Source organism: Prevotella sp. MGM1, assembly GCF_002933775.1.
Taxonomy (GTDB): domain Bacteria; phylum Bacteroidota; class Bacteroidia; order Bacteroidales; family Bacteroidaceae; genus Prevotella.
The window spans coordinates 1-22,535 of the sequence record NZ_BEWV01000199.1 but is presented as its reverse complement, the minus strand read 5'-3'; the positions used below and the strand labels follow the sequence as shown (position 1 = coordinate 22,535).

Annotated in this window: 19 protein-coding genes; 12 read left to right on the top strand and 7 right to left on the bottom strand. The window is 51.4% G+C overall.

Going from position 1 to position 22,535, the window contains the following annotated elements; translation table 11 throughout:
• Window positions 1-21 precede the first annotated feature (21 nt).
• The 6 genes from MoGM_RS07725 to MoGM_RS07700 form a co-directional block, all read right to left on the bottom strand.
• Window positions 22-597 carry a hypothetical protein gene (locus MoGM_RS07725; RefSeq protein ID WP_104369508.1) on the bottom strand — a complete coding sequence of 192 codons (576 nt, stop codon included), beginning with the start codon at window positions 595-597 and terminating at the stop codon, window positions 22-24.
• A 49-nt stretch (window positions 598-646) separates the two neighbouring features.
• Entirely contained in the window at window positions 647-1,228 is a 582-nt protein-coding gene (folE, locus tag MoGM_RS07720) for a GTP cyclohydrolase I FolE (protein WP_104369507.1), read from the bottom strand.
• A 4-nt stretch (window positions 1,229-1,232) separates the two neighbouring features.
• Window positions 1,233-1,817, bottom strand: a complete 585-nt coding sequence (locus MoGM_RS07715) for an SPOR domain-containing protein (protein ID WP_104369506.1) — start codon at window positions 1,815-1,817, stop codon at window positions 1,233-1,235.
• Window positions 1,818-1,989: 172 nt separating this feature from the next.
• On the bottom strand, window positions 1,990-4,047 hold the full coding sequence (locus tag MoGM_RS07710; protein ID WP_104369505.1) for a BT_3928 family protein: 2,058 nt from the start codon (window positions 4,045-4,047) through the stop codon (window positions 1,990-1,992).
• Complete coding sequence (locus MoGM_RS07705; protein ID WP_104369504.1) at window positions 4,044-4,595, bottom strand: DUF1599 domain-containing protein; 552 nt, start codon at window positions 4,593-4,595, stop codon at window positions 4,044-4,046. The genes MoGM_RS07710 and MoGM_RS07705 overlap by 4 nt, the downstream gene beginning before the upstream one ends.
• A gap of 65 nt (window positions 4,596-4,660) precedes the next feature.
• Entirely contained in the window at window positions 4,661-5,116 is a 456-nt protein-coding gene (locus MoGM_RS07700; protein ID WP_104369503.1) for a hypothetical protein, read from the bottom strand.
• Window positions 5,117-6,080: 964 nt separating this feature from the next.
• Between MoGM_RS07700 and MoGM_RS07695 the strand changes: the two genes are divergently transcribed.
• The 5 genes from MoGM_RS07695 to lpxA all read left to right on the top strand — a co-directional run bounded on the left by MoGM_RS07695 (window position 6,081) and on the right by lpxA (window position 14,499).
• Window positions 6,081-7,505 carry a CCA tRNA nucleotidyltransferase gene (locus MoGM_RS07695; protein WP_104369502.1) on the top strand — a complete coding sequence of 475 codons (1,425 nt, stop codon included), beginning with the start codon at window positions 6,081-6,083 and terminating at the stop codon, window positions 7,503-7,505.
• A 227-nt stretch (window positions 7,506-7,732) separates the two neighbouring features.
• The gene (locus MoGM_RS07690; RefSeq protein ID WP_104369501.1) at window positions 7,733-8,935 is read left to right on the top strand and encodes an efflux RND transporter periplasmic adaptor subunit; all 1,203 of its coding nucleotides are present in this window, start codon (window positions 7,733-7,735) and stop codon (window positions 8,933-8,935) included.
• Between the two features lie 19 nt (window positions 8,936-8,954).
• Window positions 8,955-12,167 carry an efflux RND transporter permease subunit gene (locus MoGM_RS07685; RefSeq protein ID WP_104369500.1) on the top strand — a complete coding sequence of 1,071 codons (3,213 nt, stop codon included), beginning with the start codon at window positions 8,955-8,957 and terminating at the stop codon, window positions 12,165-12,167.
• Window positions 12,168-12,181: 14 nt separating this feature from the next.
• A complete protein-coding gene (locus MoGM_RS07680) occupies window positions 12,182-13,561 on the top strand; it encodes an efflux transporter outer membrane subunit (protein ID WP_233210210.1) in 1,380 nt (459 codons plus the stop codon).
• A 164-nt stretch (window positions 13,562-13,725) separates the two neighbouring features.
• A complete protein-coding gene (gene lpxA, locus MoGM_RS07675) occupies window positions 13,726-14,499 on the top strand; it encodes an acyl-ACP--UDP-N-acetylglucosamine O-acyltransferase (RefSeq protein WP_104369498.1) in 774 nt (257 codons plus the stop codon).
• Between the two features lie 793 nt (window positions 14,500-15,292).
• On the opposite strand, the gene MoGM_RS07665 is transcribed toward lpxA, so the two are convergent.
• Window positions 15,293-16,069, bottom strand: coding sequence for a radical SAM protein (locus tag MoGM_RS07665; protein ID WP_104369496.1), 777 nt, complete (start codon window positions 16,067-16,069; stop codon window positions 15,293-15,295).
• Window positions 16,070-16,206: 137 nt separating this feature from the next.
• Here MoGM_RS07665 and MoGM_RS07660 point away from each other — a divergent pair, with 137 nt between their 5' ends.
• The 7 genes from MoGM_RS07660 (at window position 16,207) to MoGM_RS07630 (ending at window position 22,433) form a co-directional block, all read left to right on the top strand.
• Window positions 16,207-17,085, top strand: a complete 879-nt coding sequence (locus tag MoGM_RS07660) for an ABC transporter permease (protein WP_104369495.1) — start codon at window positions 16,207-16,209, stop codon at window positions 17,083-17,085.
• Window positions 17,086-17,176: 91 nt separating this feature from the next.
• Window positions 17,177-17,464: a DUF3098 domain-containing protein gene (locus MoGM_RS07655; RefSeq protein WP_104369494.1), complete on the top strand. Its 288-nt coding sequence runs from the start codon at window positions 17,177-17,179 to the stop codon at window positions 17,462-17,464.
• Window positions 17,451-18,248, top strand: coding sequence for an undecaprenyl-diphosphate phosphatase (locus MoGM_RS07650; RefSeq protein WP_104369493.1), 798 nt, complete (start codon window positions 17,451-17,453; stop codon window positions 18,246-18,248). The genes MoGM_RS07655 and MoGM_RS07650 overlap by 14 nt, the downstream gene beginning before the upstream one ends.
• Window positions 18,249-18,265: 17 nt before the next feature.
• Window positions 18,266-18,967 carry a tRNA pseudouridine(55) synthase TruB gene (truB, locus tag MoGM_RS07645; RefSeq protein ID WP_104369492.1) on the top strand — a complete coding sequence of 234 codons (702 nt, stop codon included), beginning with the start codon at window positions 18,266-18,268 and terminating at the stop codon, window positions 18,965-18,967.
• 46 nt (window positions 18,968-19,013) lie between these two features.
• A complete protein-coding gene (queA, locus tag MoGM_RS07640; protein WP_104369491.1) occupies window positions 19,014-20,174 on the top strand; it encodes a tRNA preQ1(34) S-adenosylmethionine ribosyltransferase-isomerase QueA in 1,161 nt (386 codons plus the stop codon).
• A gap of 172 nt (window positions 20,175-20,346) precedes the next feature.
• On the top strand, window positions 20,347-20,787 hold the full coding sequence (folK, locus tag MoGM_RS07635) for a 2-amino-4-hydroxy-6-hydroxymethyldihydropteridine diphosphokinase (protein WP_104369535.1): 441 nt from the start codon (window positions 20,347-20,349) through the stop codon (window positions 20,785-20,787).
• Window positions 20,788-20,957: 170 nt separating this feature from the next.
• Window positions 20,958-22,433 carry a glycoside hydrolase family 28 protein gene (locus MoGM_RS07630; protein ID WP_104369490.1) on the top strand — a complete coding sequence of 492 codons (1,476 nt, stop codon included), beginning with the start codon at window positions 20,958-20,960 and terminating at the stop codon, window positions 22,431-22,433.
• The last annotated feature ends 102 nt before the right edge of the window (window positions 22,434-22,535 follow it).

Sequence of the window (22,535 nt, the reverse complement as noted above, 5' to 3'; positions counted from 1 at the left end):
GTGTAAAGGGTGTCTTGCGTCTCATTCGGCGCTGCCGTCGCCTTGGTAGGTATTGTAAGTGTTGCCAAGGTCGGGGTTGGTGCCGAAATACTCGTCATCGTAGTTTGTCTCGATAATCTTTTGGTTGTATTCCTTTCTTACCGGCCCCACGGTCATCACAATATCGTTGTAGCTGACAGTTGGGATTACTATTCCGAAGATGCCTATTGCCACTCTTGTGCCCTCGGGGCGGAAGTTGTTGTGTACCCGTGCTGTCGAGTAGAATGTGTGTCTGTATACTTCGAGACGGTTGTATTTGTCGAAGTCTTTCAGGTTATTTATTATCGAGGCAGAGTCACTGTCGGTGAAGATAGCCGTGAAATTGCGTACCACATCATCGATTCTATCATTTTTCGAGAGTTTGTTCTCGTTGATACACTGGCTTATTCCGTCGGCCGTGTTGTAGATCATGTCATCCTCGGTCGGAACCGACAGGTTGGCGAATAGTAGTCCGAAGGCGACAATCACCGCCATGATGATGAGCTTCCCGAGACAACTGTGGTAGAATAATTCCGTGAAAGTCTCTTTTTTGTATGTGCCTCTGTCTGCTTGATACATGTCCGTGTGTTTTAAATGGTTGCCGATTATTGTTCTGTTCAGGCCCGCTTTACTTGCTGTGTATCAGGTTCATGAATTCCTGCCGCGTCTTTGCCTGGTTGAATGCCCCGCTGAAATCGCTTGTCGTCGTCACGGAGTTCTGTTTCTCCACGCCTCTCATCTGCATGCACATGTGGCGTGCCTCCACCACGACCATCACTCCGAGCGGGTGCAGTGTCTGCTCGATGCACTCCTTTATCTGCGATGTCATTCGTTCCTGTACCTGCAATCTGTGTGAGAATATATCCACCACGCGTGCTATCTTGCTCAGTCCGGTGATATATCCGTTGGGTATATATGCCACGTGCGCTTTGCCGTAGAAAGGCAGCATGTGATGTTCGCAGAGTGAGAAGAAGTCAATATCTTTCACTATTACCATCTGGCTGTAATCTTCTTTGAACAAGGCGTCTGTCAACACCTTGTTGGCGTCCATTCCGTAGCCTCTTGTCAGCACCCGCATGGCCTTTGCCACGCGCATAGGTGTCTTTACCAGGCCTTCTCGCTCAGGGTTTTCTCCGAGCAGTCCGAGAATGCTTTCGTAGTGTGAGGCCAGTTTGTCGAGGCTCTCACAGTGTTCTGTTTCCAAGTTCATTTGATTAATATTGTACGCTGATTTTTCCTTTCACTATCGATGCCTGCTTGTACCCGAGTCCTTGAATGGCTTCAAGCATGCGGTGCGCCTCCTCGTATGTCTTGTAGTTTCCCACACGGCATATCCAGCGTGGAGAATAGAAATGCACATATATTGACTCGTCAGGGAATGCCGATTTTATTCTGTTTCCTGTTTTTTCGGCGTTCTGCCTGTCTTGCCTGGTGTTGCCGCCGGCAAATGCCTGCACTCTGTATCCGGTAACCTTTCGGGTTCTAGACGTTGTCGTTCGTGGTGCCTCGCTCTCTGTCGCTACGGTATTCCGGGACGCTGTGGTTTCGGTGTTGACCTTTCCTGTTGCCGGCATGCTTTCCGTTTTCCGTGCCATCGGCATACTTTTGCTGCCGGATGTGCTTCTTGACGGTGCGGTTGCCGTTCTCGGGCCGTTTACCAGATTGCTCACAGCCTCGTCCTGTGTCACGGTCACCACACCCTGGCCGGCGGTCTTCTTTTGCAGCCTGTCGATGAATGTCTGTGCGCCGGCCGTGGCGGCGAAGCATGAAAGGAGTGATATTATAATCGCTTTGCGCATTCTTTGCAGAGTTTTTATGGGGTCGGGGTCGGGAATGTTTCGAGGGTTGTGAATGGCGGATATAGGATGAAGATATGAGTGGCACCGGGCATGATATCCCGTCACGCATGCCTCATTCCTGTATCCTCCATTTTCAATCCTCGAAACAGCAAGTCTTCACCTTCCTCCGTTGTTAGTTGAACGCGTCGATGATGCCCTTGAAGTCGGCTGCTTTCAATGATGCGCCGCCGATCAGTCCGCCGTCGATATTCGGCTTGGCGAACAGTTCGGGAGCGTTGCTTGCCTTGCAGCTTCCGCCATAGAGGATGGTTGTGTCTTCAGCCACTTCTTTGCCATATTTATCAGCCACAACGCTGCGTATGAAAGCGTGGATCTCCTCGGCCTGCTCTGCGGTGGCAGTCTTTCCTGTGCCGATAGCCCAGATAGGCTCGTATGCGATGACGATGTTCTTGAACTCGTCGGCTGTCAGGTTGAATACGCTGCCTTCCAGCTCGGCTTTCACAACCTCGTTCTGCTTGTCGGCCTCGCGCTCTTCAAGGCTCTCTCCGATACAGAAAATCACTTTCAGGCCGTTCTTCAATGCGAGCAGTACTTTCTCTTTCAGTATCTCGGGAGTCTCTCCGTAGTATCCGCGGCGCTCTGAGTGGCCGAGTATCACGTACTGTGCTCCGGTGCTCTTCACCATCTCTGCCGATACCTCTCCGGTATATGCTCCGCTCTCCTTGTCGGCGCAGTTCTCGGCGCCGAGGCCGATAACGTCCTGATTGAGGAATTGGGCGATGCTTGCCAGGTGGATAAACGGGGTGCAGATGACAACGCCACAGTTTGGCTTGTCAGTAGTAAGAGTGTCGTTCAGCTCCTTTGCCAGTGCGATACCGTCTTGCAGGTTCATGTTCATTTTCCAGTTGCCTGCCACAATTTTTTTTCTCATTTTCTTTTGTTTTAAGAGTTTATATATTTTATTCGAATTTTTCTTTCTTTTCAGCCACTTTGTCCATGCCCATAGCCTGTCTGCCAGAGTGAGGACGAAGAGTGGCAGAATGTACCACATTATTATGAACGCCACCTTTCCGGTGGTCGAATGCTCGTTTGTGTTCCCGGCCCTTATGTTGTCGAGAATGCCTGTGAGCGAGTTCTCGTCCGGCAGGTCGTTGCAGCTCCATTTTCCTGCCACGGTACCGTTTTCGATGAGTATCAGCCCCGGGTTGCTCCTTATCATGGTCTGAAGGGTTGTGGGGTCGGTGGTGCAGAACGGATATTCGGCTCCCGTGATGGCCTGCCACCTGTTCATGGCTTTCTCTCCGCTTGCAGTCAGGCAGTAGAAAGGTATGTCGTTTTCCTCGGCATATTCGTACACGGCGTTTATCATGTCGAGCCGGCTGTCGTCTGCCGTTTCCAGATGCGGTGCCGCGAGCAGGAACGTGAATCCCTTGTCGTCGAGAACCCTGTCGGTTATATCTTCGTTGCCGTCTCTCGTCACTATCGAGAAGTCGTGTATCGGTGGTATGTATCCCTCGGCCGTCTGTACAGTCTTGCTGTCTACGAAAGTCCATGTGGAATCGGGATAGCTGTCGAGTGTGAACTCTTTTCTCTCACCGTCTTTTTCCATTATGAATGTTGTCTCGAATTGCGGGCCGGTCTTTCCTGGCGGCATTTCCATGCCCTGTCTGATATTCGCCCCGATACGATATGGGCGGAAGTCGAACGGCGGCAGGTAGTACAGCGAGTAGCCCGAGACGAACAGGATGAACACCACCGTGTAGTTAATCACTATCCATTGATTGCTCTTGCCTATCAGTCTCACCACTGTGAGCGGTCGCCGCCACATCACGAATGCCGCGCCGAGCAGCACCGTGTTTTTCCAGAATGTCTGCCAGTTGGTCAGTTTCACTGCGTCGCCGAAGCATCCGCAGTCGCTCACCGGGTCCGCAACGGCTATCCACAGCGTGAACGGAGTAAATGCGGCCATGACGGCAAGCGCCACTTGCGATGTCAGTTTGCGGCGTATGGCGAACAGGAACGCTATGCCGATGGTGAACTCGGCCGCGGCCAAAATCACGGCCGCCATCATGGCGATGAAGTCGGGGATGTATCCCGCCAGTCCCATTGCCTCGGCATAGTCCGTTATCTTTATCTGCGTGCCCGTAGGATCCACGGCCTTGACAAATCCCGAGAATATGAATGTCACGGCGAGTAACAGGCGGCAGGCGTTTACTGAAACTGCTCTCACTTATCGCTCAGTTTGATCGCTCCGAATACGGCGTAGTTTATTATATCCATGTAGTTCGAGTCTATACCCTCGCTTGCTATCGTGTCGCCCCCGAGATTCTCAATCTCTTTGATGCGCTCGATCTTCGTCAGTATGAAGTCTGTGTAACTGCTCACGCGCATCGACCGCCAGGCCTCATCATAGTCGTGGTTCTTGCGTTTCATGAGTTCGAGCGCTTCGAGCGCGTGCCGGTCGTAGTGCTCCATGGCCTCGCCGGCGGTCATGTCCACAGTGTCGGAAAATCCCTTTTCGAGCTGTATCAGGCCTATGATTCCGTAGTTTATCAGCGCTATGAACTCCGGACGTATGTCGTCACCCACTTTCGATACCTTTTTTATTTCAAGGCTGCGTATCCGTTTTGCCTTGATGAACAGCTGGTCGGTGAGCGATGACGGTCTGAGTATGCGCCAAGAGGCACCGTAGTCGTGCAGTTTTTTGCCGAACAGTGAGCGGCATTCGCTTATCACCTGTTCAAACTGTCCGTCGGTGTTTGTTTCGGTTGTTGCCATTGTGAGTGATTGTTTATTCGCTGCAAAATTATTAAAATATTACGAAACAGCCAAATCGGGGTTTCTCATTTGTCGTTTTGCAACTGCCGGCGGTGTATGTATCTGATTTTGGCAAACTGTGTGTCCATCATGATTTTCATGGAGTCGCGCTCTATTCTTCTCCTTGTCAGTTCGTCTATCTGTTCCTGTGTGGCGTAGGCTCCGCTTTTCTCCACCGCTTTTCTCATCACCTCATAGTCTCTGCTCGCTATCTGATACAGCTTGTCTGCTTCCTCGGCGTCTTCCTGCGCTTTCTTCAAGGCGATGCGCTGTTGCAGTTCAAGCGCCTGCTTGCGCACCTCAATGGCGTTGGGATATATCTTTCGCAGTGAGTCGATGGCATCGAGCGCAATGTCGTAGCGTCCGTGCACGAAGTCGTAGTTGGCGCTTTCGAGCAGTTTCTCGGCTTCTTTTTGTGTGCTGTTACATCCGCAGACGGCTGCCGCAGCGGCGAGCGATATGATAAGCGTTTTCGATTTCATTGTGTATGAGCTTTTTGGTAATGTCCCGCAAAATTAATCATCTTTTCCCGATTATCAATGCCTGTGCGGTCATTTTAAGAATAAAACTTCGTTTTTTTATTGTTTTTTATTTAATGTGTGTCTTTGTCTTGTTGGTGTTGTATTTTGTTACGGTGTATCGTGAAGTGTATCGCGATGACATTTTGTTTCCATCGCTTTTTTGCGTATATTTGTTCTCGGCAAATCGCTTTAAAAGCGTTTCTGTCGTGATAAATATTTACAAAAGTGTTGGATAAATATATGGTTGATATTGGAATGTGTATAAATATACGGTTTTTGACGGCTGCGATTTTTGATAATCGCGATATGGTGGGGTCGTCACCGTAGTAATATGTGTGCGGTTTAGGCATGAGGGTATGTGCTTGTCTCTCTGGTCGTGAAGCCGTTTTTGCATATACGGTCGTATTATAGGCGAATTATTCAAAGGCTCCCGGTGCGTGGCATCGGGAGCCTTTTTGCGTTTATACCGATATTTTCGTGCTGCATTAGGGTGCTTATTGCGTTGCGTTTGGATACTTGTCGCATTCCGTTTAGACGCTAAATGCATTGCATTGGGATACCGGTTGCGGTATGACGGGATGCCGGTTGCGGAACAGTGGCGTTTTAATTGTTTTCATGTTGTGTGTATATCAAAAAACAAAGGATATTTCGTTGCTTTTCTTCCGGTATTGCATGTTTATGCACTTCGGTGTCGTGATGTCCTGTGTGACTGTTTGTTTACAAAACGTCGTTTTTATGGCAGTCTGTGTCTCATTTGCCTTGTGTGTTGAGAGGATAATGGTGCCCTGTGTGTGAAATATTGTTTTTGCGTGGTTGAAAAAGTCTTTTCTTTTTGGCTATGTCATATATAATGTGTACTTTTGCAACCTTATTCACGTTTAAAAGGACAAGGTGCGTTGGTGCCTGAACGAGTGTATTCAAGGAAATGAAAATACTTACTGACGAAGAACTGGCGGAAGTGCTCGACAGAGAGATATTCCGCAAGATTTCAACCGCTGCCGACAAGCTCGGAGTGGAGTGTTATGTGGTGGGCGGATACGTGAGGGACCTGTTTCTCGAACGTCCGTCAAACGATATAGATGTGGTTGTGGTGGGCAGCGGCATCGAGGTGGCGTCTGAGTTGAAAAGGATGCTCGGTCGCAAGGCCCGTCTTTCGGTATTCCGGAATTTCGGCACCGCCCAGGTGAAATTCGGCGACATGGAAGTGGAGTTTGTGGGCGCGCGCCGGGAGAGCTATAGTCACGACTCGCGCAAACCGGTGGTGGAAGACGGCACGCTCGAAGACGACCAGAACCGCCGGGACTTCACGATCAACGCCATGGCCGTGTGCCTGAACGCCGGACGGTACGGAGAGCTGGTAGACCCGTTCGATGGCATTTATGACCTTGAAGAGCGCACGATATGTACCCCGCTCGACCCGGACATAACCTTCTCGGACGACCCGTTGCGCATGATGCGCTGCATACGGTTTGCCACGCAGCTGAACTTCATGATAGAGGAAGAGACGTTCGAGGCTCTCGAACGAAACGCCGACCGGATAAAGATCGTGAGCGGCGAGCGTATAAAAGACGAACTGAACAAGATAATGATGACCGACACGCCGAGCCGCGGTTTTGTTGACTTGCAGCGTTGCGGACTGCTCAACATCATATTGCCCGAGCTGGCTGCGCTCGACATAGTGGAAACGAAGAACGGCAGGTCGCACAAGAACAATTTCTACCATACTCTCGAGGTGCTCGACAACGTGTGCCGGCGCTCTGACAACCTGTGGCTGCGATGGGCCGCGCTGATGCACGACATCGGCAAGACACGCGGCAAGCGCTGGGATGCGGCTCAGGGATGGACGTTTCATAACCATAATTTCATAGGGGCGAAGATGGTGCCTCAGACTTTCCGCAGGCTGGCATTGCCGCTGGATGCCAAGATGAAATACGTGCAGAAGCTCGTGGACCTGCACATGCGGCCGATAGTGATTGCCGACGAGGTGGTGACCGACAGTGCCGTGCGCCGTCTGATGAATGATGCCGGCGATGACATAGACGACCTTATGACACTTTGTGAGGCCGACATCACGAGCAAGAACCAGGTTCGGAAGAAGTGTTTTCTCGAGAATTTCCGTGTTGTCCGCGAGAAGCTCGCCGACCTGAAAGAGAAAGACTACAAACGGATGCTTCAGCCATGTATCGACGGTAACGAGATAATGGAAATGTTCGGTCTCGGCCCGTGCAGGGAAGTGGGCGCTCTGAAACAGGCTCTCAAGGATGCCGTGCTCGATAACCGGGTGCCTAACGAGCGCGAGCCGCTCATGCGCCTGCTTATGGACAAAGCGAGGGAAATGAGGCTGGTATGATTGCATGGAGCGTGCCTATGTTTAGTTACAAATCCTTAACTTGTGAATAATTATTGTTAAATTAAAAAGCTGAAATCGGCCATATAATATAATTATGACTATATTTGCAACCTGGAAACTCAACAGGTAAAAAAAGTTTTCTTACCTGTTGCGTTTAATTTGATTGTCTGTTAAGGAACTACCCTGTAAAGCAATAATAGTAAATCAATAGTATATAAAAAGAAAGTATGAAACAGAAGAAGATGTTTTTCTTGGTGGCTTTGGCTGCGGTGCTTGTCTCTTGCGGAGGCGGCAAGAAAGGCGGCAAGCCCAATTTCGGTGACAATGAGTATGCTGTGAGGACAATCCAGGCACAGCAGGCAATGTTGTCAAATTCATATCCGGCCACAATCAAGGGTGTGCAGGATGTGGAGATCCGTCCGAAGGTAGCAGGATTTATCACAAAGGTGAATGTTCATGAAGGTCAGCAAGTGCGCAAGGGGCAGGTGCTCTTTGTGATAGATAATGTCACTTATGAGGCTGCCGTGCGCCAGTCTAAGGCCTCTGTAAATGCGGCCAAGGCCCAACTTAACACGGCCAAACTGACATACGAGAACAGTAAGAAGCTGTTTGAGAACAAGGTGATAGGAGATTACGAACTGCAGTCGGCCGCAAATACGTACGAGTCGGCACAGGCCGCTCTGGCACAGGCCGAGGCCGGATATATATCGGCAAAGCAAAATCTCGACTTCTGCTATGTGACAAGTCCGGCAGACGGCGTGGTGGGCGAATTGCCATACAAGGTGGGAGCGCTCGTCAGCTCGTCCGTTCAGCAGCCGTTGACAACCGTGGCCGACATCAAGACCATGCAGGTGTACTTCTCCATGACGGAGAAAGACATCATGAGCCTGTCCAGGGCAGCCGGTGGAATGACCGCGGCAGTCAAGGATTTTCCGGCGGTCAAGTTGCAACTGGCCGATGGAAGCGTGTTCGGACACGAAGGACATATCGCGGCGATAAGCGGAGTGATAGACGCTTCGACGGGAGCCGTGCAGGTTCGTGCTGATTTCGCCAATCCTGAACATCTACTCAAGAGCGGCGGTTCAGGCTCTGTTATCATCCCGCAGACCAAGCAGGGTGCGATCGTTGTTCCTCAGGATGCTGTGACACAGGTACAGGACAAGTATTTTGTATATGTCGTGGGCAAGGATAACAAGGTGAAATATACTCCCGTTACCGTAAATCCGGATAACGACGGCAAGACTTATATAATAGAAAACGGCGTGAAGGCCGGACAGTCTATTGTTGTTTACGGTGTGTCCGCACTGTCTGACGGACTTGAAATAAAACCGCTTACCGAGGCTCAGTATGCAGAGAAATTGCAGAAAGCCGAGAAACTCGGCGAGGCCCAGGGCGACCTCAGTGCGTTTAAGAAAGCAATGGGAATGTAAAACCGATTATTAGAGAACAATGAAATTAGACAGATTTATAGAACGCCCGGTGCTATCGACGGTGATTTCCATCCTGATAGTCATCCTGGGCTTTATCGGACTGGTGTCGCTGCCTATCGAGCAATATCCCGACATCGCTCCGCCTACAATCATGGTGCGCGCTTCGTATAGCGGTGCCAATGCCGAGACGGTGCTCAACTCGGTGATAACACCGCTTGAGGAGCAGATAAACGGTGTGGAGGGCATGACCTATATGACCTCGGCCGCCACTAACGACGGTTCCGGCTCAATCACCGTATACTTCCAGCAGGGCGCCAATGCCGACATGGCACAGGTGAATGTGCAGAACCGTGTGTCGCAGGCTTCGGCGCTGTTGCCTGCCGAGGTTACCCGTGCCGGTGTGCAGGTGATGAAGCGTCAGAACAGTAACGTGCTCATTTTCGCCATCACCGGTGATCCGGAGAAATACGACAACAAGTTCCTCGGCAACTATGCCGACATCAATATCATACCCGCCATCAAGCGTGTGAAGGGTGTGGGTGAGTGTCAGGCCATGGGTTTGCAGTCTTACACTATGCGCCTATGGCTCGATCCGGTGAAGATGAAGAACCACAACCTCATGCCGAGCGACATCACCGGCGTGCTGGCTCAGCAGAACATTGAGGCCGCTCCCGGTAAGTTCGGCGAGCAGACGGACAATCAGTACGAGTATACAATACGATATAAAGGTCGTCTGAAAACTCCCGAGGAGTTCCAGAACATGATTATCACGAGCGATACCGACGGACGCACGGTGCGTGTCAAGGACGTGGCGAACGTCGAACTGGGCGGTCTTTACTACTCGTTCATGCAGTCGGTGGACGGTGAGGCTTCGTGTATGATGATGGTGACGCAGACTGCCGGCAGTAACGCTACTCAGATTGCGGATGATGTAAAGGCCGTGTTGGCGGAGGCGGAGAAGGCATTGCCGCCCGGAGTGCAGATCAAGTTGCTGCAAGATGTGACCGAGTTCCTCGACGCTTCGATCGACGAGCTTGTCAAAACCCTTGTAGAGGCATTTGTGTTGGTGTTTATCGTGGTGTATATCTTCTTGCAGGACATACGTTCCACGCTCATCCCGCTTATCGCGGTGCCGGTATCTCTGGTGGGAACATTCTTCTTCCTGTATGTATTCGGCTTCTCGCTTAACCTCTTGACGCTGGCCGCTCTCGTGCTTGCCATCGCCATAGTGGTGGACGACGCCATAGTGGTGGTCGAGGCCGTGCACGCCAAGCTTGACCTCGGTTACAAGAGTGCTGTCACCGCGTCGAAAGATGCCATGAGTGAAATATCGGGAGCTATCATATCCATTACACTCGTGATGGCGGCCGTGTTTGTACCGGTGTCGTTCCTCGGAGGTACAAGCGGTACGTTCTACCGTGAGTTCGGTGTTACCATGGCCATATCCATTGTGATCTCGGCGCTCAACGCTTTGACTCTTTCTCCGGCTCTTTGCGCCATGCTGTTGAAGCCGCACAACGCCGACGGAACGGAACGTAAGATGTCGAGAGTGGATCGTTTCCATGCCGCTTTCAACGCCGCTTACGGCAAAGTGCTGAATAAATATCAGGGCGGTGTGCGCCGTATAGTGGAGCGTCCGCTCATAGCCGTAGGCGCGACGATAGTGGGTATAGCGGCAATGGCCGTACTGATGATGAATACCCGAACGGGACTTGTGCCCGACGAGGATACAGGTACGCTCTTCGTTACCGTGGCAACGCCTCCCGGCACGGGCCTTGAAAAGACGAACGGAGTGATGGACCAGGTTGACAGGATGTTGAAGAGCAACCCTGCGGTGTCTAATACTCTGCGTATCACAGGATACAGCTTTATCGGCGGACAAGGTTCAAACCAGGGAACGTTCATCGTGAAGTTGAAGAGTTTCGAGGAGCGTAACGCTGCCGAGGGACCGTTGAAGTACGTAGGTGTGCACAATCTCGGTTCATCCATGGTGCTCGGAATGATTTACAAGCAGACAGCGTCAATCAAAGGCGCGCAGATTTTGGCATTCCAGCCGCCTATGGTACAAGGATTCTCCGCTACGAACGGTCTTACTTTCTCTATGCAGGACCGTACCGGTGGAGATGTGAATAAGTTCTTCGAGACGACACAGAAGTTCCTCGGCGAGTTGAACAAGCGTCCCGAGGTGAGCAGCGCCATGACGCAGTACAATTCTAAATATCCTCAGTACATGATGGATGTCGACGTATCGAAGTGTAAGCAGAGCGGTATCGACCCGTCGGTGGTTCTTTCTACCATGCAGGGATACTTCGGAGGACTTTACGCCTCCAACTTCAACAGCTACGGTAAGCTGTATCGTGTGATGATACAGGCGGCCTATGAGTTCCGCGGCGACTTGAAGAGTCTCGATAACATATATGTACGTACCAATAACGGCATGAGCCCTATCAAGGAGTATGTCAACCTGACGAAGATTTACGCGCCTCAGGAGATAGACCGTTTCAACCTGTTTACGTCTATAAACGTCAATGCGTCGCCGGCGGAAGGATACTCTACGGGTGATGTTATCAAGGCAATGGAAGAGGTAGCCGCTACAAGTCTTCCCGAGGGCTTCTCGTATGAGTTCTCTGGTCTGACCCGTTCGGAGCAGGAATCGAGCAACTCCACGGCTATAATCTTCGTGCTCTGTCTGACGTTCGTATACCTGATTCTTTCAGCCCAGTATGAGAGTTATGTGCTGCCGCTGTCTGTAATACTGTCGATTCCGTTCGGATTGGCCGGCGCATTCCTGTTCACCAACCTCTTCGGAAAGCAGAACGACATCTATATGCAGATTGCCCTTATCATGCTTATCGGTCTGTTGGCGAAGAACGCCATCCTTATTGTGGAGTTCGCCCTTGAGCGTCGTCGTACCGGTATGGCCATATCATGGTCAGCCGTATTGGGAGCGGCAGCCCGTCTGCGTCCTATTCTCATGACATCTCTCGCCATGATTATCGGTCTTTTGCCGTTGCTTGTCCCCATGGGAGCCGGTTACAACGGTAACATGACTCTTGGAGCGGCAGCCGTCGGCGGTATGCTTATCGGTATGCTCTGCCAGATTATGGTTGTTCCGGCGCTGTTCTACATCTTCCAGTTGATACAAGAGAAGATCAAGCCGATAGCGTTTAAGGACGATGATGCCCATGTTGATTCGGAGTTGTTGCAATACACACGTCCCGTAGATAAATAAATGACAGAAAGATTATGAAGAAACTAATGATGATAATGTCCGCATCGCTGCTTCTCGGCAGCTGCGGACTATACAATAAATACGAGCGCCCGGATGTGAACACAAAGGGATTGGTGCGCGATGTGACATCGCTGACGGACACGCTGGCAGTGAGCGACACCACAAGTTTCGGCAATCTGCCGTGGCGCAGTGTGTTCACCGATCCTCAGTTGCAGGGACTGATAGAGACCGGGTTGAAGTATAACTTCGACTTGCAGAACGCAGCCCTCAACGTAAAGATGGTAGAGGCACAGCTCCTCTCTTCGAAGTTGGCATTCCTGCCCTCCATCTCGCTTACCCCCCAGGGCACGCTTTCATCATGGGACGGGCACACTCCCTCGAAAATATATTCTCTTCCCGTTAGCGCAAGTTGGAGCATCGACCTGTTTGGAAACCTGCTTTCGCAGAAGCGCAGCGCCCAGGTGGCACTTCTCGGCATGAAAGACTATCAGCTTGTGGTGAAGACCGGCGTAATCACCGGTATCGCCAACATGTACTACACGCTGCTGATGCTCGACAAGCAGAAAGCAATAGTAGACGAGATGGTGGGCCTGACGAAGAACACGTGGGAGATGATGAAGTTGCAGAAAGAGCTTGGCCGCGCACGTTCGACAAGTGTTCAGAGCGCTGAGGCAAGCTACTATTCAGTCCAGGCGCAGGCCGCCGACATCAACAGGCAGATTCGTGAGACGGAAAACTCGCTTTCGTTGCTGCTCGGTCAGCCGGCACAGACTATCGCCCGCGGCAAGCTCGATGAGCAGTCGCTGCCCGCCGAGTTCAGCACCGGCATAGCGATACAGATGCTCAACAACCGTCCGGACGTCCACTATGCCGAGATGACCCTCGCTCAGTGTTTCTATGACACCGAGACGGCCCGCAGCCGTTTCTATCCGAGCATCACCATCAGCGGTTCGGGTGCCTATACCAATAACTCCGGCATGGGCATTGTCAACCCCGGCAAGTGGTTGCTCTCTGCCATCGGAAGCCTTACCCAGCCGATTTTCGCCCGCGGCCAGCTGGTAGCCGGCCTGAAAGTGGCCAAGGCTCAGCAGGAACAGGCATACAACAACTGGCAGAACGCCATCTTGAAGGCCGGCAGTGAGGTTAGCAATGCTCTCGTGCAGTACAACTCTTCTGATGAGAAAAGCCGCCTCGAAGCCAAGCAGGTGGCTGTGTTGCGCCAGAACGTGGAAGACACCAAACAGCTCTACGCAAGCAGCGGAAGCACCTATCTCGAAGTAATATCGGCACAGTCGAGCCTGCTCAACGCCGAACTGTCGAAGGCTGCCGACGACTTCTCGAAGATGCAGGCCGTGGTGAGTCTTTACACCGCACTCGGCGGCGGAAGATATTAATGTAAATGCCTGATGTTAAATGTTGGATGACGAACGTCAGAAAGCTACTTGTCGTCTGGCATTTGACGCCTGACACAAGGCGTGACACACATTTTTCATACCGTATCCAGCATCTGACATCAGGCATCTAACATATTTACATTTAACATATAAACCTCATTTTTATGATAAGCGAAAGAGCAGAAATCAGTCCGAAAGCGAAGATTGGCCAAAACGTTACCATCTATCCTTTCGCATATATAGAAGACGATGTGGTGATAGGTGACGACTGTGTCATCTATCCGTACGTCAGTGTGATGAACGGTACACGTCTCGGTCGTGGAAACAAGGTTTTCCAGAATACCGTGCTTGGCGCCGTGCCTCAGGACTTCAACTATCGTGGCGACGCCTCACAGTTGATTATCGGTGATGAGAACGTGATACGTGAGAATGTGGTTATCAACCGTGCCACGTTCAGTGACGGCCGTACGGTGATAGGCAACCGCAACTTCCTTATGGAAGGCGTGCATGTGTCGCACGACACCAAGATAGGCAATGTAAACGTGTTCGGCTACGGAACGAAAATCGGCGGAGACTGCGAGATTGGAGACCGTGTTATTTTCTCATCCGGAGTGATTGCCAATCCGGGCGCCCGTGTGGGCGACGCGGCGATGATACAGGCCGGAAGCCGTTTCAGTAAGGATATCCCTCCTTTTATCGTGGCTACCGACAACCCTGTGCGTTATGGTGGCGTGAATAAGGTAATCCTTCAAAATTACGGTGTGAGCGATAAGGTTATAGCACATATCGCCAATGCCTACCGACTTGTGTTCCACGGCCAGACATCGGTGTTCGACGCCGTGATGCAGATTGAACAGCAGGTGCCCGACGGAAAGGAAGTGCGCAACATCATTGAATTCATACGTGCCACCAAGCTCGGGATCATAGGCAAGATGTGATTCCGGATTGGTGATAGAACAGCCTTAGGTTTTTTCATCAAACGGTTTCCGGCCCGGCCGCATGACATCGGTGTATATCACTGTCATGCGGTCGGGCCGGAATTTTTTTGTTCCGCATGCGGTATGGCTCAGACCGTCAGGTCGTCATTTTGTAAATATTGTTCGTAATGCCGGCGGCAGTTCCGATATTGTATATTTATGCAATACGGGTCGTTACACGGTGTAAAATACTTTGAAAAATGACAGGTTTCTCATTGCTTTTAGGTTGATTTGCCGTTTTTTTGCAATAGAATGCTTATTGTGCTGCATTGGGATACCCGTTGCGTTGCATTCGGTATCCCGTTGGAGTCCGTTTAGCTACCGAACGTACTCCGATCAGTATCCCGTTGGAGGCGGCATAAAGCCTGTTTTTGCATAAATATTCATCTTCGTGTAAACATGTTTGCGGGGTCTCACACAGTGGTGAGGCCCCGCAAGCATATCTGTCGGCCTGTGCCGACGGACAATAAATATGTAAAACGTATCGTTTCAAGCACCCTGCCGCATGCGGATGTCAGATTTTATGGTATTCCGTAAGTGTATGAATATGCAGCGGCAGGTGTGCTGAGTGTAATAAAAATATCATTCTTTTCATGGATTTCGCTTTTTGGTTTGATGCAAATATAGCGAAATATTCTTCCGTAATCAAGTATTTTCATGCTATACTTCACGCTATATGCAATGGTTTTTTGCTGTCTGCTCTTCATCGTGCCTGATGTTTGTCGCGGCCGTTCGGACAATAGCCCCCTGCCGTTCAGTATGAAGCGGTGCACGGTATGCCGCAGGCGATCACCCTGTCGCGGATGGCGTCGAGTGCCTCTTTCGGAGCTTTTCTCAGTCCGTGTGCCGGTGTCTCCCTGTCTATGGTGTATATCATCACGCTCTCGGGGCTTATGCTTTTCACCGTTTCGAGCCACGGTGCCACATATTCGTCGCCGGTATTGTCCACGCTCCGTCCGTCGGCCTCTCCTGTCATGAACATCGTCTGTATGATGAGATGCCCTTTGAAAGCCCTCATAGCTTCCTTTACGGCTTCGAGGTCGAATGTGCCTGTCGGCCTGTCCACGGCATTTATGTACCCGATGTCTGTCGTGTCGAGTTTCAGAATGTTGTTGTCCACCCTCATCAGTGCGTCGTGTACGTTGCGGCGGGTGATGCGGGTAGAGTTGCTGAGCACCGAAATTTTCGCGTCCGGGAAGTGGAGGTCGCGTAGCGATATGGTGTCGTCTATTATTCCGGCAAACTCAGGGTGGCATGTCGGCTCTCCGTTGCCTGCGAATGTCAGCACGTCGGGGGCCGTTCCATCCGCTTTCATTTCTTGCAGTTTGGCTTCGAGTGCGGCCGCCACCTCGCCCCGCGACGGCATTCCGAGGGTGGGGCGGTGGTCTTTGTTAAATCCGCATTCGCAATATATGCAGTCGAATGTGCATACCTTGCCGTCGGCCGGCAGCAGGTTGATGCCGAGCGACACTCCGAGCCTGCGGCTTCTCACAGGTCCGAATATTGGCGATGGATAAATGATAGTACTCATCTGTATTTCTTTTAATGGAATTCAAAGGTACATAAAAATACCGCACGACTGCGGTTAATACATGTTAAATGTATTGTGTGTTAATGGATTTTTTTGTTACTTTGCATCAATTTTGGTGTATTACGTCCGAAAAGATAATGGGAAAAAGAAAGAAAAAGAACCGTTCGCGTGGCGGGATGCAGGCCGTGACGTTATGTATAAGCACCACATTGGTGCTGATCCTTCTCGGGTTGATGGTGTTTTTCGTGCTTGCGGCGCGTAACCTGTCTGCCTATGTCAAGGAAAACCTCACCGTGACGTTAATGCTCGGAGACTCGGTCTCCGTAAATCAGGCCCGCATGCTGTGCCGTGACCTTTACCGCAGGCCTTATTCTCATGACATAGACTACATCAGCAAGGAACAGGCCCAGCAGGAGCAGTGCGCCGCGATGGGTTCCGACCCGTCGGAATTTCTCGGGTTCAATCCCTTTGTAGCCACTGTCGAGGTACGTATGAAAGCCGATTACGCCAACCGCGACTCCCTCAGGTGGATATCGAAAGAGTTGCGCAAGCGGCCGGAAGTCACTGACGTGGCATACCAGGAAGACCTGATGGACAGCGTGAACGATAATCTGGGCAAGGTCAGCATAGTGCTCCTCGTGCTCGCCGTGCTGCTCACCTGCGTCTCTTTCTCGCTTATCAGCAACACCGTGCGCCTTGGCATATACTCACGCCGTTTCCTCATTCACACCATGAAGCTCGTCGGAGCGTCATGGGGATTTATACGCCGTCCGTTCCTGCGCCGTGCCATGGGGCTAGGATTGCTTGCCGCCCTGTTTGCCTGTACGGCTCTCGGCGGAGGCTTTTATATGCTCTATCGCTATGAGCCGGGCATCATGACGATTGTCACATGGGAGGAACTTGCCGCCACGGCAGGCTCGGTGTTCCTCTTCGGAATAGTGATTACTGCAGTGTGCTCGTACCTGTCTGTCAATAAATTCCTGAAAATGACAGCCGGGGAGCTTTACAATATCTGACGGATGCATGTACGCCATACGGTGGATACGTGCCGGATATGCCGGCCGTGCATTTCAGTACCGGTAAGAAAACATATCACCAATAATAAATATGGATAAGAGAAATTTTGCTTTCGACCGTGTGAACTTCATCCTCCTTGCCGTGAGCATGGCAGTGATAGTTCTCGGTTTTATTCTGATGAGTGGTCCGGGGTCGACAGACACGACCTATAATCCGGAAATATTCAGCGCACGACGCATTAAACTTGCTCCGGCGCTGTGTGTCATCGGCTTCCTGTCGATGATATATTCAGTTCTTCACAAGCCCAAGACCGTGGCGGGAAATGATGATAAAAAGGAAGAAACCGTAAATCCGGAGAATACCGATGAATTGGTTTGAGGCATTGATCTTAGGCCTTGTGCAGGGGCTGACGGAGTATCTCCCGGTGAGCAGTAGCGGACATTTGGCCATAGGCTCACATCTCTTCGGACTGGAAGGGGCGGAAAATCTGGCTTTCACCGTTCTTGTCCATGTGGCAACGGTGATGAGCACGCTTGTCATTCTTTGGAGCGAGATAGACTGGATTGTACGCGGGTTGTTCAAGTGCGAACTTAACGCGGAGACCAAATATGCTTTGAATATCGTCGTGTCGATGGTCCCTATCGGTATAGTGGGAGTGTTTTTCAAGGATAAAGTGGAGGAAATCTTCGGATCGGGACTGCTTGTCGTGGGGTGCATGCTCCTTGTGACAGCCGTTCTTCTTACATTCTCTTACTATGCCAAGCCGCGTCAGAAAGAGCATATAGGCTGGCTCGACGCCCTGATTATCGGTCTGGCGCAGGCTTGTGCCGTGATGCCGGGCCTGTCGCGTTCGGGCAGTACGATCGCCACCGGTCTGCTGCTGGGCAACAAGAAAGAAAATCTCGCGCAGTTCTCTTTCCTCATGGTTATCCCGCCCATTCTCGGCGAGGCTCTTCTCGATGTAATGAAGGCCGTCAAGGGCGAGGACACTTTCGGCGGGATAGACACCCTTCCGCTTGTGGTCGGCTTCGTGGCGGCGTTCCTGTCGGGTTGCGTGGCGTGCAGATGGATGATTGATATAGTCAAGAAAGGCAAGCTGGTATACTTCGGTATCTACTGTGCCATAGCCGGAACGGCCACTGTCTTGTTCTCTGTTTTATGATTAAAAGTATCCCTGCGATGAATTTCACCGAAGGAGAAATTGTATATTTGAACAAGCCTTACGGCATGTCGAGTTTTGGAGCGCTTGCCCGTGTGCGTTATCTCATATCGCGGCGTATAGGTATCAAGAAAGTGAAGACAGGCCATGCGGGCACTCTTGACCCGTTGGCCACGGGCGTGTTGATAATATGCACCGGACGGAAGACCAAGGAAATAGAGGCTTTGCAGTATCGTGACAAGGAATATACGGCCACGCTGCAACTCGGATGCACCACCCCGAGCTACGACCGTGAGCATACGGTAGACTACACATTCCCTACGGCGCACATCACCCGGGAGCTTATTCTCGACACTCTTCCGCGCTTTCTCGGAGAGATACAGCAGGTGCCGCCGGAGTATTCGGCGTGCAAGATAGACGGCAAGCGGGCATATAAGATGATGCGTAAGGGTGAGAAAGTGGAACTCAAGCCCAAGACATTGCGCATTGACGAGATAGAACTCACATTTTTCGACCCTGTCAGGATGCAGATGGGTATACGTGTGGTATGCGGCAAGGGTACGTATATCAGGGCTTTGGCGCGCGACATCGGGATAGCGCTCGGCAGCGGCGCTTTTCTCACCGAGTTGTGCCGTACCCGTATAGGGGATGTAAGGCTGGAGCGATGCGTCGCCTTGGACGACTTCCCCGCATGGCTGGAAAGCATTGCCGGTAGACGATGACGCGAAGACCTGTATATGATAATATAAAGAAAGGAGAATACTAAATATGAAACTGTCACAATTCAAATTCAAGTTGCCGGAGGCGCAAGTGGCGCTCGAACCGGCATTCCGTGCTTTCGAAAATGAGGACGGAACGATAGATAAAGTGTATCACAGAGATGAATGTCGCCTGATGGTCGTGCACCGTAAGAGCCGGGCCATAGACATGTTCAAGACCGATGCCGACGGCAATGAGATGAAAGATGCCGACGGTAGTCCGCTGTTTCTCACGTTCAGGGATATTGTCAACTATTTCGATGAGGGCGACACGTTCATATTTAACGATACGAAAGTGTTTCCCGCGCGTCTTTACGGTACGAAAGAGAAGACCGACGCCAAGATAGAAGTATTTCTGTTGCGCGAGCTTAACGAAGAGCTCCGGCTGTGGGATGTGCTCGTTGAGCCAGCCCGCAAGATACGAATAGGCAATAAACTGTTCTTCGATGAAGACGGGCCGATGGTCGCCGAGGTGATAGACAATACCACAAGCCGCGGCCGCACGTTGCGTTTTCTGTACGATTGCCCTCACGATGAGTTCAAGCGCGAGCTGTTTTCTCTCGGCGAGGCTCCGTTGCCACGATATATTGTTGACCACCGTCAGGCTACGGCCGACGATATGGAGAACTTCCAGACCATATACGCAAAGAACGAGGGAGCGGTCACCGCACCGTCATCGGGTCTCCATTTCAGCCGCGAACTGATGAAAATGATGGAAATCAGGGGGTATAACTTCTCGTATATCACCGTGCATTGCGGTCTCGGCAACTTCAAGCCGATAGAAGTCGAGGACCTCACCAAGCACAAGATGAGTTCCGAGCAGATGGAGATAGGTCCCGAAGCGTGCCGCATTGTTAACGGCGCCAAGATGGCAGGGCACCGTATCTGCGCCGTGGGAGTGAGCACAGCCCGTGCCACTGAGACCGCAGTGGGCACCGACGGGCTGCTGAAAGAGTACGAAGGGTGGACGAACAAGTTTATTTTCCCGCCCTACGACTTCGGAATGGCAAACAGTCTGATCGCCAATTTCTACCATCCCGAGTCCACCATGCTCATGACCACAGCTGCGTTCGGTGGCTACGATATCGTGATGGAGGCCTATTCGAAAGCCCTTAAAAACGGTTATCGCTTCGGTTGCTATGGCGACGCGCTTCTCATTGTTGACGATTGATGATGTGATGGCCGGCTGACGACGGCCTGTCTGCGGGTGAATTCAAGTCGGTTTGAATACCGTTTACCGTAGGATTGCCGGATGGTTATACCCCAATAGTATACAGAATATCGAGACGCAAATCCGATATTGAAGTCGGATTACCGGATGTCTGCAACAACATAATATGTCCATGCACAAGTTATACCTTGGTCTCGGAGCGAATATAGGCGACTGCCGGCGCACCATTTCGGAGGCCATTGACGAGATAGGAGAGCAGATCGGCACCGTTGTGTGCCGGTCTGCTCTTTATGATACCGAGCCGTGGGGCTTCGAGTCGGCCAACCGTTTCGTCAATGCGGTGGTCTGTTGCGATACGGTCATGAGTCCGCGGGAAGTGCTTGACCGTACCAGGCGGATAGAACGACGGCTCGGACGCAGGGAGAAGACCGTGGCGGGGCGGTATCACGACCGTGCGATTGACATCGACATACTGCTCTACGACGACATTACCGTCGACGAGCCCGACCTTAAAATCCCTCATCCGCTGATGCAAGAGCGTGATTTCGTGATGATACCGCTGCGTGAGATAATGGGAGAAGAGACGCCCGTGACGCCGGAACAGAGATTGTGACGTGTGATAATAGCCTGTCGAATGACGGATGAGGAGTCCTGAATTGCGGCGCACATTCCGCTGTGGCATGTAATGAACGCCGGTCGGGCATCGATTAAGATGTATCGAAGTGTGTTGTAAAAACCACTGTGACATATAATAATTACTAATCATAAAACAATAAAAACAGCATGAAAAAGACCTTATTGAGTATCTTTGTCGCCGCGCTCGCCTTTGCCGCAAGCGTGCATGCGGACAATCCTTACAAGCACTACACGGCCAACCTGCCTTTCAAGATGCCGGAGGTGAAAGCACCGGTGTTTCCCGAACGTGACGTGAACCTGAAAGATTTCGGAGCCGTTGGCGACGGCAAGACCCTATGTACCGAAGCCTTTGCCAAGGCGATAGACAACCTGAGCGGCAAGGGCGGCGGCCGGCTTGTCGTGCCGAGAGGTATATGGCATACAGGGCCGATAGTGTTGAAGAGCAATATCAACCTGCATCTTGAAAAGGGAGCGGTAATCCTTTTCGCGGCCGACGAGTCACTCTATCCGCTTATCAGCACATCTTTCGAGGGACTTGAGACACGCCGTTGCCAGTCTCCGCTGAGCGCAAACGGAGCCACTAACATTGCCGTAACCGGCAAAGGGGCTATAGATGGTAACGGCCAATACTGGCGTCCGCTCAAAAAAGCGAAGGTGACCGAGGCACAGTGGAAGTCGTTCACCGGCAAGGGAGGCGTACTGAAACGTGCCGACCTGTGGTTTCCCTCCGAGGGGTATGCCAAGGGCGATGCCGGAGCTAACATGAATGTGCCGCAGGGAATGAAGTCGGAAGACGACTGGAACAGCGTCAAACGTTTCCTGCGCCCCGTGATGGTGAGTCTCGTCAACTGCAAGAACGTGTTGTTGCAGGGCGTTATTTTCCAGAATTCCCCCGCTTGGAACATACATCCTCTGATGTGCGAGAACATCATAATAGACGATGTACTTGCTCGAAACCCATCGTATGCTCAGAACGGTGACGCCCTTGATCTCGAATCGTGCAAGAACGCCTTGATTGTAAACTCCAAGTTTGATGCCGGTGACGACGGTATCTGTATCAAGAGCGGAAAAGACGCCGACGGTCGTCGTCGTGGCCGTCCGTGTGAGAACGTGGTGGTAGACGGATGTACGGTGTTTGCCGGTCATGGCGGTTTCGTGGTAGGTTCGGAGATGAGTGGCGGCGTGCGCAACATCATGGTGACCGACTGTCAGTTTCTCGGTACCGATGTAGGTCTTCGCTTCAAGAGTACCCGCGGACGCGGAGGAATTGTCGAAAACATATTCATCGACGGCATATCTATGAACGACATAAAGAACGACGCGATCACGTTCAATATGTATTACGGCGGAAAGTCTATCGCCGAGTCTATCGCCGATGGTGACAATCCCAATGTGTCAGACAAGAAACCAGTGGACGAGACAACCCCGATATTCCGCAATATAGACATACGCAGGGTCGTTTGCAACGGCTCGGGACGTGCCATGGAATTCAAGGGACTTCCCGAAATGCCCATAGACGGTATCACGCTGACAGATATAGACATCATAACCCGTGGCGACGCTGAGTTTGCCAACGCCAAGAATATAAAGAAGAGCAACGTCAACATAAAAGTGGTGAAGTAGTTCTTTAGAAATTTTTCTTCGGAGTTAAGAAGTAGTTTTACAGGAGTTCGGAAGATTTTTCTTCGGAGTCAAGAAGTTAAGGAGTTAAGCCAAATGCTTATT

Bases quoted from the DNA above. Each gene is read 5' to 3' on its own strand.
- MoGM_RS07660 (WP_104369495.1), top strand. From the start codon at position 16,207: ATGGGAAAAAGAAAGAAAAAGAACCGTTCGCGTGGCGGGATGCAGGCC.
- MoGM_RS07665 (WP_104369496.1), bottom strand. From the start codon at position 16,069: ATGAGTACTATCATTTATCCATCGCCAATATTCGGACCTGTGAGAAGC.
- MoGM_RS07630 (WP_104369490.1), top strand. From the start codon at position 20,958: ATGAAAAAGACCTTATTGAGTATCTTTGTCGCCGCGCTCGCCTTTGCC.
- MoGM_RS07715 (WP_104369506.1), bottom strand. From the start codon at position 1,817: ATGCGCAAAGCGATTATAATATCACTCCTTTCATGCTTCGCCGCCACG.
- lpxA (WP_104369498.1), top strand. From the start codon at position 13,726: ATGATAAGCGAAAGAGCAGAAATCAGTCCGAAAGCGAAGATTGGCCAA.
- folE (WP_104369507.1), bottom strand. From the start codon at position 1,228: ATGAACTTGGAAACAGAACACTGTGAGAGCCTCGACAAACTGGCCTCA.
- MoGM_RS07685 (WP_104369500.1), top strand. From the start codon at position 8,955: ATGAAATTAGACAGATTTATAGAACGCCCGGTGCTATCGACGGTGATT.
- MoGM_RS07680 (WP_233210210.1), top strand. From the start codon at position 12,182: ATGAAGAAACTAATGATGATAATGTCCGCATCGCTGCTTCTCGGCAGC.
- MoGM_RS07655 (WP_104369494.1), top strand. From the start codon at position 17,177: ATGGATAAGAGAAATTTTGCTTTCGACCGTGTGAACTTCATCCTCCTT.
- MoGM_RS07690 (WP_104369501.1), top strand. From the start codon at position 7,733: ATGAAACAGAAGAAGATGTTTTTCTTGGTGGCTTTGGCTGCGGTGCTT.
- MoGM_RS07650 (WP_104369493.1), top strand. From the start codon at position 17,451: ATGAATTGGTTTGAGGCATTGATCTTAGGCCTTGTGCAGGGGCTGACG.
- MoGM_RS07725 (WP_104369508.1), bottom strand. From the start codon at position 597: ATGTATCAAGCAGACAGAGGCACATACAAAAAAGAGACTTTCACGGAA.
- MoGM_RS07705 (WP_104369504.1), bottom strand. From the start codon at position 4,595: ATGGCAACAACCGAAACAAACACCGACGGACAGTTTGAACAGGTGATA.
- queA (WP_104369491.1), top strand. From the start codon at position 19,014: ATGAAACTGTCACAATTCAAATTCAAGTTGCCGGAGGCGCAAGTGGCG.
- MoGM_RS07695 (WP_104369502.1), top strand. From the start codon at position 6,081: ATGAAAATACTTACTGACGAAGAACTGGCGGAAGTGCTCGACAGAGAG.
- folK (WP_104369535.1), top strand. From the start codon at position 20,347: ATGCACAAGTTATACCTTGGTCTCGGAGCGAATATAGGCGACTGCCGG.
- MoGM_RS07700 (WP_104369503.1), bottom strand. From the start codon at position 5,116: ATGAAATCGAAAACGCTTATCATATCGCTCGCCGCTGCGGCAGCCGTC.
- truB (WP_104369492.1), top strand. From the start codon at position 18,266: ATGAATTTCACCGAAGGAGAAATTGTATATTTGAACAAGCCTTACGGC.